Here is a 12,867-nt window from a genome sequence, read left to right as displayed (position 1 = left end):
CCCCTCCAGCTCGGCCGGTTCGGATCTGTCACCCACCGTGCACCACGCCACTGACAATGCGATGTGACCTGCGCAAACGCGCTCGCTGGGCCGATTGTCAGTGGCGGGATCTACCGTCGGAGACATGACTCAGCAGGGGGTGCGCTGGAGCGCGGAGCAGGTGCTGGCACTGGCGCCTGACGCCGCGTCACGCAAAGCGGGAAGCAAACTCGGCGCGGCGGGGCCGTGGTCCGAGGCGGGGAGCTGTGACGAGGGGACGGTGTGGGGGCTGTGCAAGGGCAGTGGCAGCAAGCCGTATCAGACGGTCGTCGACATCGCGGACGCGACGGGGCCCGCGTACAAGTGCAGTTGCCCGAGCCGCAAGTTCCCGTGCAAGCACGCGCTCGGGCTGCTGCTGCTCTGGGCGGGCGAGGACGCCGCGGTGCCGGCGGGCAGTCCGCCGGACTGGGCGACGCAGTGGATGGAGGGGAGAAGGAAGCGGACGGAGGAGAAGCGGGCCGCGGACGCCTCCGGTGCCGCTTCGGCCTCCGCTGATCCCGAGGCGGCCCGGCGCCGGGCGGAGCGACGGGCCGAGCGGGTCACCGCGGGCGCGACCGAGCTGGAGCAGCGCCTGGCGGACCTGCTGCGCGGTGGCCTGGCGAGCGCGGAACAGGCGGGGTACCGGCTGTGGGAGGAGACGGCGGCCCGCATGGTCGACGCCCAGGCGCCCGGACTGGCGGCGCGGGTGCGGGAGTTGGGGGCGATCCCGGGATCCGGACCGGGCTGGCCGGTGCGTCTGCTGGAGGAGTGCGCGCTGCTGCACCTCCTCGACCAGGGCTGGCTGCGGCGCGAGCAGTTGCCGGACGGCCTGGCGGCGACGGTCCGCTCCCGTATCGGCCTGCCCGGCACGGCGGACGGCCCGCCGCTGCGGGACCACTGGCTGGTCCTGGCCCAGTACGACACGGCGGACGCCCGTCTGACGACCCGCCGCATCTGGCTCCACGGCGCCGACTCACGGCGCACGGCGCTGCTCCTGTCCTACGGAGCGGCAGGCCGCGCTCCCGAACTGGCGCTGCCGGTGGGCCTGGCCCTGGACGCCGAGGTGTCCACGTATCCGGGAGGCGGCCGGCAACGCGCCTCCCTGGGCGCGCAGTTCGCACCGCCGGCGCCGACACCGGTACGGCCACCGGGCATGACCACGGCCGAGGCCGCCGCCCACTACGGCACGGCCCTGCGCGGCGACCCGTGGCTGAACTCCGTCCCGGTCACGCTGGACCGCGTCATACCGACCCCGGCCGGCGACTCCTGGCAGCTCGCGGACGCCGACGGCGACACGGCACTGCCCCTGGCCCCGAGCGCCCGGTCCCGCCCCGGCCTCTGGCGTCTGATCGCCCTCTCGGGGGGTGCCCCCGTCAAGGTCTTCGGCGAGTGCGGTCACCGGGGCTTCACACCGCTGACGGCCTGGCCGGACGGCGAGGGCGAGGCGGTCCGGCTGTGCTGAGCGGCGGCCACGACCACCGTGCACGGCGGACCCGGGTGACGTCGGCGGAGAAACCCGACCGCCTTCTCACCTCTTCCATGGATACATCCCGTCCCACGGGACACCCGCAATCACTGAGCCTTCAACCACTCCCGGGCACGCCAGGGAAAGGAACCGCATGAACAGGACGTCCACACCTGTGGATGCGCCCGCCCCGGGCGCCTGGGAGGAGCTCGTCACGGCCGCCCTGCTCGGGACGGAGCGCCGTACACCGCCCGGCGGCACCGCGGGCCGGGAGGCACCGGTCGCGCTGCTGGACGCGGCGGCCCTGGAGACCGTACGGCGGCGGGCCGGTCTGCGCCCCGCCCCGGCGGCCGAGCGTCCCGCGCCCGCCCCCGACGACCCTCGCCCCCCGCTGCCGTCCGCGGCGGCCCGCAGACTCGCGCTGCTCCTGGCCGACCGCCCCGGGACCGGTACCGGTGGCCGCAGGGGCACCGCGCCGGACCTCATGGAGCTGCTTCCGCAGTGGCTGGCGGCGGCCAACGCGCGCGGTTTCGCCCCTCCCCCGCAGACGCTGCCCGCCCTTCTGGACGCGGCCCGCGGCCGTACGGACCTGCGCCCGGCGGCGCTGACGTTCGCGGGGCCGCGCGCGACCTGGCTGGCCCGGCTCAACCCGGACTGGCGCTTCGCCCTGCGCGCGGCCCCTGGCGGCGGCGCGGCGCTGCCCCCTGCGGAGGACGAGGAGCAGACGCGCAGGCTGTGGCAGGAGGGCCTGTTCGCCGAGCGGGTCGCCCTGCTCGGCGCCCTGCGCACGCGCGAGCCCGCCGCCGCCCGCGAGCTGCTGGCGAGCACGTGGTCGACGGAGCGGGCCGAGGACCGGCTGATGTTCCTCGACTCGCTGCGCACACGCCTGGGCCCCGAGGACGAGCCGTTCCTGGAACAGGCGCTGGCGGACCGCAGCCGTAACGTGCGGGCGACGGCGGCCGAGTTGCTCTCCGCCCTGCCGGACTCGGCGCTCGCCGCGCGGATGGCGGTGCGGGCCTGCGCGTGCGTGGCCGTGGACCGCACACGCGAGACACCCACGATCACCGTCGAGGCCCCGCACGAGTGCGACGCGAGCATGGAGCGGGACGGTGTCGTGCCGAAGGCACCGGCGGGACGGGGTGAACGGTCGTGGTGGTTCGGCCAGTTGGTGGAGGCGGCGCCGTTGCGGACGTGGTCCGCGCGGCTCGGCGGCCGGACGCCCCGCGAGATCGTGGCGCTGCCGGTCGCGGACGACTGGCAGAGTGAACTGCACGGGGCCTGGTGCCGGGCCGCCGTACGGCAGCGGGACGCGGAGTGGGCGCGGGCGCTGCTGGGCGCCCCCGCGGCCCCGGAGGCCGGCGGTCCGGGCGCGGTGTCCCTGGCCGAGCGCGCCAAGCTGCTCGGCACGCTGGACGCCGCCGAACGGGCCGGCTGGGTGGCCGGGTTCATCGCGGCGCACGGGTTGTCGGAGGCGTTCCAGCTGCTCGGGGTGTGCGCGGTGCCCTGGGCCGAGCCGCTCGGCCGGGCGGTGGTCGACGCCCTCAACATCGCGCGGGACGCGGGGAGTTACCCATGGAGCTTCAGCGGAGTGATGGGCTTGGCCGAACGCTGCCTCGACCCGTCGGAGGCGAGCAGGCTCGACGGCCTGTTGGCGATACCGGACGAGCACGAGGACGCGTCGCCGGGAGCGGGCGGGTACTGGGCGGAGGCGTTCCAGCGCCTGGTCACGACGTTGCGCCTGCGTGCGGCGATGGCTCAGGAGCTGGGGGCGGAGTAGGGACTCCTGTGACCCGTCCGGATGCCGGGGACGCGGCCCGCTGGGCCGACGAGGGGACTGGGGGCGGGGCCCCCGGGTCCGCGCGCCCCCACGCGCCCGTACCGCAGCGCGGCTCAGGCTCCGGCAGGCTGCCTGACGTTGGCCCGGACCCAGTCCACGATCGACTGTGTCGTCGCCCCGGGCGTGAAGATCTCCGCGACGCCCTTCTCCTTCAGCGGGGGGATGTCCGCCTCGGGGATGATCCCGCCGCCGAAGACCAGGATGTCCTCCGCGTCCCGCTCCCTGAGCAGGTCGATCACGGCGGCGAACAGCGTGTTGTGCGCGCCGGAGAGGATGGACAGCCCGATCGCGTCGGCGTCCTCCTGGATCGCGGTGTCGACAATCTGTTCGGGCGTCTGGTGGAGCCCGGTGTAGATGACCTCCATGCCGGCGTCGCGCAGCGCCCGCGCGATCACCTTGGCCCCTCGATCGTGGCCGTCGAGCCCCGGCTTGGCCACCACCACGCGGATCGGACCGGCTGCCACACCCATCACTGCCTCCATGAAGCGACTGCATTCACCCCTACCGACGAGTACAGGGGTACCCGAACCGGCCGGGGAAGTGAACGAACGTTATCGACAGCATCCCGCAACCGGCAGTTTCGCGGTGCGGAGCGAGGGGGAAATCACACGGTGGGACACGTTCACCGCGCACCGTTCCGGCGGGAACAGGCGCAACGGGAGCCGCAACGAGGTCGCCGCACCACCGCGCCGCAGGCCGCGCGTCGTGGCGGTACGGCGTTTCGGCGTCGGCTGGAAGGGCACGCGGGGCGCAACACCGACCCCACGCATCTCTCAGTCGCGCCGTCGACCGTCTTCGTCGAGGCTGTCCACGAGGGCACACGGGGGACGGAGGCGTCCTCCAGTGTGCCGACAGGAGGTCGGCCATGACGGTCACCAAGGCGGTGCAGCCCTTTCTTCCGTTCTGCCAGCGACTGCTCCCGAGCAGGCTGGCGGGGCTCTCCCTGGCCCTGCTGAAGGCCACCGCCCTGGAACTCGCGATCCTCGCGGGCCACCTCCTGCTCTATCCCTCCGGCATCACACCGGAACGCCGGGGACCGGCCCCGCTCCCCTCGTCCGACGGCACGGCCCAGCTGCCGACCGAGGCGAAACCCCCGGTCGTCCTGCTGCACGGCTTCATCGACAACCGCTCGGTGTTCCTGCTGCTGCGCCGCAGCCTCCTCCAGCACGGCCGGCAGCAGATCGAGTCGCTGAACTACTCGCCGCTGACCTGCGACATACGCACCGCGGCGGAGCTGCTGGGCCGCCACATAGAGGAGATCTGCGAGCGCACCGGCAGCAGCCAGGTCGACGTCGTGGGGCACAGCCTCGGCGGACTGATCGCGCGGTACTACGTGCAGCGGCTCGGCGGGGACCTGCGTGTGCGCACCCTCGTCACGCTCGGCACCCCGCACTCCGGCACCCGGGTGGCGCCACTGGCCAACGCGCACCCGATCGTGCGCCAGATGCGCCCCGGCTCGGAGCTGCTGGAGGAGCTCGCCCGGCCCGCGCCCGGGTGCCGTACGCACTTCGTGAGTTTCTGGAGCGACCTCGACCATCTGATGGACCCGCTGGAGACCGCCTGCATCGACCATCCCGACCTGCACGTGGAGAACGTACGGGTGAGCGGGATCGGCCATCTGGCGCTGCCCGTGCATCCCGCCGTCGCCACGGGGATACGCCAGGCCCTCGACGCCGCGGCGTCCGGTGCCGCGGCCGCCGCCTCCGCCGGCGGTCTGACGGTGGCGTGAGCCCACCCGTACAGCCGATCCACAGCCGCCAAAGGGCCCGCTCACACCGAGCAGACGTCGAACACTCTTCGAACACAAGGCCAAACCCGCGTCCGCACTCCCCCGAAACACGGCCGAATGCCCGTTTCCTGCGCGCCCGAAACCAGTTGAAGATTGTCGCGCCCGCATACCGGCGGGTACAGTCGCCGCACTGCTCTGGCAGCCCCTGTTGTCGAGGCGAAAGAGAAGTTGGTGAACGACCGTCACCCGTCGGGGACCATGACCACCCCGGCCCCGGCTTCCGACGCCGCCTCGGCGCACTACGCGCCGTACGGCACCGAGGAGGCCCAGTACGGCGACTTCACCACGTACGGCGGCTACGACGCCAGCGGTTTTCAGACCGGCGCGCACACCACGGCGAGCTTCGCCGCCGACCCTCTGTTCGGCAGCCTCCCGGACGACGGCACCAACTCCTACGACTCCACGCAGTGGGCGACGGGCCACCACCAGACGCCGCACTACGACGCCTACGCGGCCCAGCACCACGCCGCCTATGACACCACCGGCGTGTACGGGACGGCCGCCTGGACCGGCGAGCACCAGCGCCTCTCGGTGATCCCGGCGCAGGCCACCGGCCACGACGTCTCCGGGCAGTGGGACGCGAGCGCCTGGCTCCAGCCCGACCAGTCCGGCGGCGCGGCCGACCAGACCCAGCACTGGGAATGGGGCACGCAGACCTTCGACACGGGCGCCTACGACGCGACGCAGTGGAACTCCGACGCCCCGGCCGATCAGGGCGAGCCGTTCGACCAGCAGGCGACCGCCCTCTTCGAACAGGTCGAGCACGCCTCCTACGAGGAACGGTCCGAGGACGAGGGGGAGTTGACCGCCACGGGTGAGCTGCCCGCGGAGTCGCCCCTGCTCGACGACCAGGAAGAGGCCACCCGCACCCCCGCCTCGCGCGCCGCCGCCCGCAATGCGGCGCGCTCCCGCCGCCGTACGCCCGCCAGGCGCTCCGCGCTGCTGACCATCGCCGTGCCCTCGGCGTGTGTGATGGGGGTGGCGGGTATCGCCGCCGCCTCGGTCGGCACCTTCTCCGGCGACGACACCTCGACCACCGCCTCCGACGCGCACGCCGTGAAACCGGCCGCCGCCAACAACAAGCTGGACGCTCAGCTCCGGAGCCTGTCCGCCGGCGCCGACGACTTCGCCGACCGGGCCAGCCGGACGCAGGAGCGCATCGACCTCAAGGCGCAGCAGGAGGCCGAGAAGAAGAAGGCGGCAGCGGAGGCGGCCCGCAAGGAGCGGCTGCGCCCCAAGTACGTCCTGCCGGTGACCCAGAAGGGGCTCAGCGCCTACTTCGGCCAGGCCGGCGTCAACTGGATGTCCGTGCACACCGGCATCGACTTCCCCGTCTCCTACGGCACCACGGTGATGGCCGCGACCGACGGCACCGTGCGCACGCAGTGGAACAGCGCCTACGGCAACATGATGATCGTGACCGCGAAGGACGGCACGGAGACGTGGTACTGCCACCTCTCCAGCTACCGCGTCGTCTCCGGTACGACGGTGAAGGCCGGCCAGCCGATCGCGTACTCCGGAAACTCCGGCAACTCGACCGGCCCGCACCTGCACTTCGAGGTGCGCCCGGGCGGCGGCGCGCCGATAGACCCCCTGCCGTGGCTGCGCAGCCACGGACTGGACCCGACGTAGGTCCCCCAACTCTCCGGTGATCCCCCGCCCTCGGGACGGGGGCTCACCGCGTCACAGCTTCTCGACCGGCGCGTACCGCAGCAGCAGCCGCTTCGGCTTGGCGTCGCCGAAGTCGATCGTCGCCTCCGCGTTGCCGCCCGTGCCCTTCACGGCCACGACCGTGCCGAGCCCGAACTGGTCGTGGGTGACCCGGTCGCCGACCGCCAGCGACACCACCGGCTTCTCGGAGGTCCGGCTGGTGGCGAACCCGGGTACCCCCGACGCCGACGAGCGTGAGCGGGAGGACGACAGGGAGGCCGCGACACCGGACGCCGGTCCGGAGGAGACGGGAGCGGTGGCGCCCTTCCGCTTCCAGTCGACGTGCTGCGCCGGGATCTCCTCCAGGAAGCGGGAGGGCGGGTTGTACGACGGCTGCCCCCAGGCGCTGCGCAGCGCGGAGCGGGTCAGATACAGCCGTTCACGCGCGCGCGTGATGCCGACGTACGCGAGCCGCCGCTCCTCCTCCAGCTCCTTGGTCTGGCCGAGGGCGCGCATGTGCGGGAAGACGCCGTCCTCCATGCCGGTGAGGAAGACCACCGGGAACTCCAGGCCCTTGGCGGTGTGCAGGGTCATCAGGGTGATGACTCCCGAGCCGTCCTCCTCTTCGTCCGGGATCTGGTCGGAGTCGGCGACCAGCGCGACCCGCTCCAGGAAGTCGGCGAGCCCGGGGGACTCCTCGCCCGCACCGGACTCCTGCTCGAACTCCAGGGCCACGGCCGCGAGTTCCTGGAGGTTCTCGATGCGGGTCTCGTCCTGCGGATCGGTGGAGGCCTGCAACTCGGCCAGGTAGCCGGTGCGTTCGAGCACCGCCTCCAGGACGGTCGCCGGGCCCGCGCCGGACTCGACGATCGTACGGAGGTCCTCCATCAGCGTGTTGAACTTCTTGACCGCGTTGGCGGAGCGCGCGGCCATGCCGTACGCCTCGTCGACGCGGCGCAGCGCCTGCGGGAAGCTGATCTTCTCGCGCTGCGAGAGGGCGTCGATCATCGCCTCGGCGCGCTCGCCGATGCCGCGCTTGGGGACGTTCAGGATGCGGCGCAGCGGCACCGAGTCCTCGGGGTTGGCCAGCACGCGCAGATAGGCCAGGACGTCCCGGACCTCCTTGCGCTCGTAGAAGCGGACGCCCCCGACGACCTTGTAGGGCAGGCCGACGCGGATGAAGACCTCTTCGAAGACACGGGACTGGGCGTTCGTGCGGTAGAAGACGGCGACGTCCCCGGCCTTCGCGTCGCCCGCGTCGGTGAGACGGTCTATCTCGTCGGCGACGAACTGGGCCTCGTCGTGCTCGGTGTCGGCGACATAGCCCGTGATGCGCGCGCCCGCGCCCGCGTTGGTCCACAGGTTCTTGGGGCGGCGGGACTCGTTGCGCTCGATGACCGCGTTGGCCGCGGACAGGATCGTCTGGGTGGAGCGGTAGTTCTGCTCCAACAGGATCGTCGTGGCGTCCGGGTAGTCCTCCTCGAACTGGAGGATGTTGCGGATCGTCGCCCCGCGGAAGGCGTAGATCGACTGGTCGGCGTCACCGACCACGCACAGCTCGGCGGGCGGGACGTCGTACTCGTTCGGCGGGACGTCCTCGTCATGTGCGCCCGTGCCCACCAGCTCGCGCACGAGCGCGTACTGGGCGTGGTTGGTGTCCTGGTACTCGTCGACCAGGACGTGCCGGAAACGGCGGCGGTAGTGCTCGGCGACGTCCGGGAAGGCGCGGAGCAGGTTGACCGTCGTCATGATCAGGTCGTCGAAGTCGAGGGCGTTCGCCTCGCGCAGCCGTGACTGGTAGAGGGCGTAGGCCTGGGCGAGGGTCTTCTCGAAGCCGTCGGTGGCCTGGGCTGCGAAGTCCTCCTCGTCGATCAGCTCGTTCTTCAGGTTGGAGATCTTGGCGCTGAAGGACTTCGGCGGGTAGCGCTTGGGGTCGAGGTCCAGGTCGCGGCAGACCAGGGCCATCAGGCGCTTGGAGTCGGCGGCGTCGTAGATCGAGAAGGAGGAGGTGAAGCCGAGCTTCTTGCTCTCCCTGCGCAGGATGCGCACGCACGCGCTGTGGAAGGTCATCACCCACATCGCGTTCGCGCGCGGGCCGACGAGCTGCTCGACGCGCTCCTTCATCTCACCGGCGGCCTTGTTGGTGAACGTGATCGCCAGGACCTGGCCCGGGTGCACGTTCCGCTCGGCCAGGAGGTAGGCGATGCGGTGGGTGAGGACACGGGTCTTGCCGGAGCCGGCGCCGGCCACGATGAGCAGGGGGGCGCCGTGGTGCACGACGGCCGCGCGCTGGTTCTCGTTCAGCCCGTCCAGCAGCGCCGCCGGGTCGATCGCCGGGCGGGGGGCGCCGTCGCGGTAGTAGGCGTCCCGGTCCGGCGGCACGTCGAACTTCCCGCCGAACAGATCGTCCGGAACGGGCTCCGGTACGTGATCGTCCTCGGGCGGCGGCGGGGGTTCCTCCCCGTGCCCGCGAGGGGCCTGGAGGTCCGCCAGGAAGCTGTCGTCAAAGAGGCTGCTCATCGCTCTCCGAGTCTAGGGCGCCCCACTGACAGCCCGCCGCCGCCCTGAGAACATCGACCGATCCCGTCGTGCGCGCACGCTCCGTGGCGTGCCATCACCGCACGTGGCCGGGCGGGCGGGGCCGATCGAAGGTCACGGAAATGTATCGGGCAAATCGAACATCAACCTTCACACGGACCACACGAGTTGGCTACCGTTCCGGGCAGGCCGTACGACCTCCACCGGCGAACCTCGCCGGGCCGTGCGGCCTCCGCCGAGTCCGGAGCGCCGCCGCGCAGCCGGAGCCGGGGACCCACGAGGACCTTGGGGTGAATCGGCCGGCCCCCTTCCGGGGCCCGGGCCGTAGGGCAACCCTTCCGAACCACCCGCCCGAACCCGACAGCTAACCCGGTAGGCGGACGATGGAAGGAGTCGCCGGTCTTGGCGTCGCACCGCAAGACGCGTCCCGCCGTTACGCGCGTAGCAGGCATACGCACCCCCGCTCTCGCCACGGCCGCCCTCACCTCCGTGGCCCTGCTCTCCCAGTCGGCCAACGCCGCCCCCTCGGCCGACGGCGGACCCAGCCTCGAGGAGGTCGAGAAGAAGGTCGACGACCTGTACCGCCAGGCGGAGTCGGCCACCGAGAAGTACAACGCGGCCAAGGAGAAGACCACCAAGCAGCGCAGACGCGTCGACTCCCTCCTCGACGACGTCGCCAAGCGCGCCCAGAGGCTCAACGAGGAGCGCGACAAGCTCGGTTCCTTCGCCGCCGCCCAGTACCGGACGGGTGCCGCCGCGCCCGACACGGCGACCTTCCTGCTCGCCGACTCCCCTCAGGACTACTTCGACCAGACGCAGCTGATGGGCCGGTTGACCGCCCGCCAGAAGAGCGCGGTCGACGACTACTCCACCGAGCAGTCCGCGACGATGAAGAAGCGCGAGGAGGCCTCCCGGAGCCTCGAGACGCTCAGCACGTCGCAGAACGATCTGCAGACCGCCAAGTCCACGGTGCAGAAGAAGCTCTCCGACGCGCGTGAGCTGCTGTCGAAGCTGACGGCCGAGGAGAAGGCGCGGCTCGCGGCGATCGAGAAGAAGCAGCAGCAGGAGGCCGCGCGCAAGGCCGCGGAGCTGGCCCAGCGGCAGGCGTCCCAGGACGAGACCACCCCTTCGGACACCGGCACCACGGACTCCTCCTACGCCGCCAAGGCCGCGAAGGCCCTCGCGTTCGCCCGCGCGCAGATCGGCAAGCCGTACGTCTGGGGCGCCACGGGCCCCGGCTCCTACGACTGCTCCGGCCTCACCCAGGCCGCCTGGAAGGCCGCGGGCGTCGACCTCCCGCGCACCACCTACGACCAGGTGAACGCGGGCACCACCGTCTCCCTCACCGACGCCCGGCCCGGCGACCTGATCTTCTTCTACGACGACATCAGCCACGTCGGCGTCTACCTGGGCAACGGCATGATGATCCACGCCCCCAAGCCGGGCGCGTACGTCCGCGAGGAGTCCATCTACTACGCCGGCGAATCCATCATCCACAGCGTGGTACGCCCCGCGTGAGCCGCTGAAACGGGGCGCACGAACGGTCTCGTGCGCCAGGGTGGAGGCAGCGGCCGTGCGACGCGCTTGGCCCACCGCCTCGGGGCGTGACGCGGGGCGCGCGAAGTCTCCGAGCGCCCACCGAACGGACACGGCAGGCGTGCGGGGCCGCTTCGCGCGCCGCCCGGCACCCTCCGGGCGTGCCCACGGCTGCGGTAGGTGTGGGGCGTCGGTCGTGCGCTGTTTGGGCACCACCCCGCCTCGGCGCGCAGGGGTCGGTTCGCGCTCCTCCCCCGCTCCCCGCGCCCGCGCGTATTTCCTTCCGCCCCGCGCGCGTGCCCTTCCCGGACTCCGGGCCGGGCTCCCTACCATCGGCCGCATGCCCGGCAGCAGCAGCCCCGTGCCCGACCGCTCCGCCCTCCTCGACTGGTGGGCGCGGCGGCCGCCCGCGGCCGGGGCCGCTGTCATGGCGACCGGGATCGTGTCGGTCGGGCTTCAGCTGACGGGGTACGAGACGCTGTCGCGGATCACCCTCGTCCTGGCCTGCGTGGGCTGGCTGGGGCTGGCGGCGGATTTCGCCGCGCGGCTGGTGTGGCACCGGGAGAGGTGGCTGGCGGAGGCCGGGACGCCGGGGTCGCTCGCCGCCGTCGCGGCGACCACCGTGCTCGGCACCCGCTTCTCGCTCCTGGGATGGCAGACCCTCGCGGAGGTTCTGCTCGCGCTGGCGGCCGTGCTGTGGCCGGTACTGCTCGTGGACGTCGTACGGCACTGGCGGCGGTGCATGCCCGGCGCCGTGTTCCTGTGCTGCGTGGCCACCCAGGGGCTCGCCGTGCTCGGCGCCGTGCTCGCGGCCGCGGAGTCGGCGGCGTGGCTCGCGCACACCGCGCTGGTGCTGTTCTGGCTCGGGCTCGTCCTCTACGGTCTCGCCTTCGCCCGGTTCGACCTGCGGCAGGTCGTGGAGGGCGCCGGCGACCAGTGGGTCGCGGGCGGCGCGCTCGCCATCTCGGCGCTGGCCGGCGCGAAACTCGTGGCGGCGGACAGCCCGCCCCTGTATCTGTGGAGCGGCGACGACCGCGGTGTCCTGCGCGACGTCACCTTCGCGCTGCTCGCGCTGGACGCGGCCTGGTACGCCGTACTGCTCACCGCGGAGGTGATGCGGCCGCGGCCCGCCTACGACGTGCGCCGCTGGGCGACCGTGTTCCCGATGGGGATGACGGCGACGGCCCTCCTGTCGGTCGCCGCCGCCCTGCACGTGCCGTGGCTCAAGGGGCCGGGGCAGGTGCTGCTGTGGATCGCGGTGGCGGCGTGGCTGGCGGTCGCCGCCCAGGCCCTCGCCGCCGCCCGCGCGGGTCTCAGGTCCACAGCACCGCGATGAAGATGTTCACCGTGGTGAGCGCGCCCACCAGCCCGAACAGACTCTTGTCCACCTTCTCCTCGTCCCGCTTCACATAGACCAGGCCGAGGATCACGACCAGCAGCGCCAGCTTGATCCCGATCTTGATGTTGTTGACGTGATGGTCGTCAGCCTGGTTGAGCCCGACCAGGATCGCGCCGGTGACCAGCATCGTCAGCGCGCCGTGCAGCATCCCCGGGACGAAGCGGGCCTCGCCGCGGCCCATCGCCTTCAGCTGGGTGAGGAAGCCGCCGAGGAGCGCGGCGATGCCGACGATGTGCAGGCCGACGAAGAGGTGGATGAGTACGTCCATGAGGCCGGAGCTTAAACAGGGGCGCATGGGGCGTCCGACACCGGCCCGCCTCTCCTGACCCGATCTTGCATATATGCGGCCCATAGCACCATGCCGCCCGTACGTGTCCCGAAACCGTCACTTCGGTCAGCGCCCTGCGCGATATCGACGGTCCCGGATCGCCGTCACGGTCGTTTACGGTCACCCGCCGGTCTGCTCGCGGCAGTTCCGCACAAGGCGTTACCCCGCCGACACCGTCAGGTTTAGCGTCCTCCCCCAGGTGACCGGCTCCCCACCGCCGCCCGGGCCAGGGGCGGCAGTCGGCCACCTCCGCCGAGAAGGTCCGGCGGCGGGCCGCTCCCCCTGTGCGGGCCGTCGCCGGACGCGT

Annotated in this window: 9 protein-coding genes and 1 riboswitch; of the genes, 6 read left to right on the top strand and 3 right to left on the bottom strand. The window is 72.3% G+C overall.

Going from position 1 to position 12,867, the window contains the following annotated elements:
• Positions 1-124 precede the first annotated feature (124 nt).
• Together MKW14_RS17970 and MKW14_RS17965 are read left to right on the top strand one after the other, a co-directional pair.
• The gene (locus MKW14_RS17970) at positions 125-1,480 is read left to right on the top strand and encodes an SWIM zinc finger family protein (protein ID WP_240863538.1); all 1,356 of its coding nucleotides are present in this window, start codon (positions 125-127) and stop codon (positions 1,478-1,480) included.
• Between the two features lie 157 nt (positions 1,481-1,637).
• Positions 1,638-3,260 carry a DUF5691 domain-containing protein gene (locus MKW14_RS17965; protein WP_240863537.1) on the top strand — a complete coding sequence of 541 codons (1,623 nt, stop codon included), beginning with the start codon at positions 1,638-1,640 and terminating at the stop codon, positions 3,258-3,260.
• Between the two features lie 113 nt (positions 3,261-3,373).
• On the opposite strand, the gene icmB is transcribed toward MKW14_RS17965, so the two are convergent.
• Complete coding sequence (gene icmB / locus MKW14_RS17960; RefSeq protein ID WP_240863536.1) at positions 3,374-3,790, bottom strand: coenzyme B12-dependent isobutyryl CoA mutase small subunit; 417 nt, start codon at positions 3,788-3,790, stop codon at positions 3,374-3,376.
• A 395-nt stretch (positions 3,791-4,185) separates the two neighbouring features.
• Here icmB and MKW14_RS17955 point away from each other — a divergent pair, with 395 nt between their 5' ends.
• Together MKW14_RS17955 and MKW14_RS17950 are read left to right on the top strand one after the other, a co-directional pair.
• Positions 4,186-5,049 carry an esterase/lipase family protein gene (locus MKW14_RS17955; RefSeq protein WP_240863535.1) on the top strand — a complete coding sequence of 288 codons (864 nt, stop codon included), beginning with the start codon at positions 4,186-4,188 and terminating at the stop codon, positions 5,047-5,049.
• 231 nt (positions 5,050-5,280) lie between these two features.
• Positions 5,281-6,741 carry a M23 family metallopeptidase gene (locus MKW14_RS17950; protein ID WP_240863534.1) on the top strand — a complete coding sequence of 487 codons (1,461 nt, stop codon included), beginning with the start codon at positions 5,281-5,283 and terminating at the stop codon, positions 6,739-6,741.
• Positions 6,742-6,792: 51 nt separating this feature from the next.
• Here the strand turns inward: MKW14_RS17950 and pcrA are convergent, their stop codons facing one another.
• Complete coding sequence (pcrA, locus tag MKW14_RS17945; protein WP_240863533.1) at positions 6,793-9,279, bottom strand: DNA helicase PcrA; 2,487 nt, start codon at positions 9,277-9,279, stop codon at positions 6,793-6,795.
• Between the two features lie 241 nt (positions 9,280-9,520).
• A riboswitch (cyclic di-AMP (ydaO/yuaA leader) is annotated at positions 9,521-9,691 on the top strand.
• 8 nt (positions 9,692-9,699) lie between these two features.
• Here pcrA and MKW14_RS17940 point away from each other — a divergent pair.
• Entirely contained in the window at positions 9,700-10,815 is a 1,116-nt protein-coding gene (locus MKW14_RS17940; RefSeq protein ID WP_240863532.1) for a C40 family peptidase, read from the top strand.
• A 358-nt stretch (positions 10,816-11,173) separates the two neighbouring features.
• Complete coding sequence (locus MKW14_RS17935) at positions 11,174-12,169, top strand: tellurite resistance/C4-dicarboxylate transporter family protein (RefSeq protein ID WP_240863531.1); 996 nt, start codon at positions 11,174-11,176, stop codon at positions 12,167-12,169.
• Here the strand turns inward: MKW14_RS17935 and MKW14_RS17930 are convergent.
• On the bottom strand, positions 12,147-12,500 hold the full coding sequence (locus MKW14_RS17930; RefSeq protein WP_240863530.1) for a hypothetical protein: 354 nt from the start codon (positions 12,498-12,500) through the stop codon (positions 12,147-12,149). The genes MKW14_RS17935 and MKW14_RS17930 overlap by 23 nt on opposite strands.
• Positions 12,501-12,867 lie beyond the last annotated feature (367 nt).

Origin of the sequence: Streptomyces gilvus (assembly GCF_022513565.1) — a bacterium.
In the GTDB taxonomy this organism is placed as follows: domain Bacteria; phylum Actinomycetota; class Actinomycetes; order Streptomycetales; family Streptomycetaceae; genus Streptomyces; species Streptomyces gilvus.
This window is presented reverse-complemented; position numbering and strand designations above follow the sequence as displayed.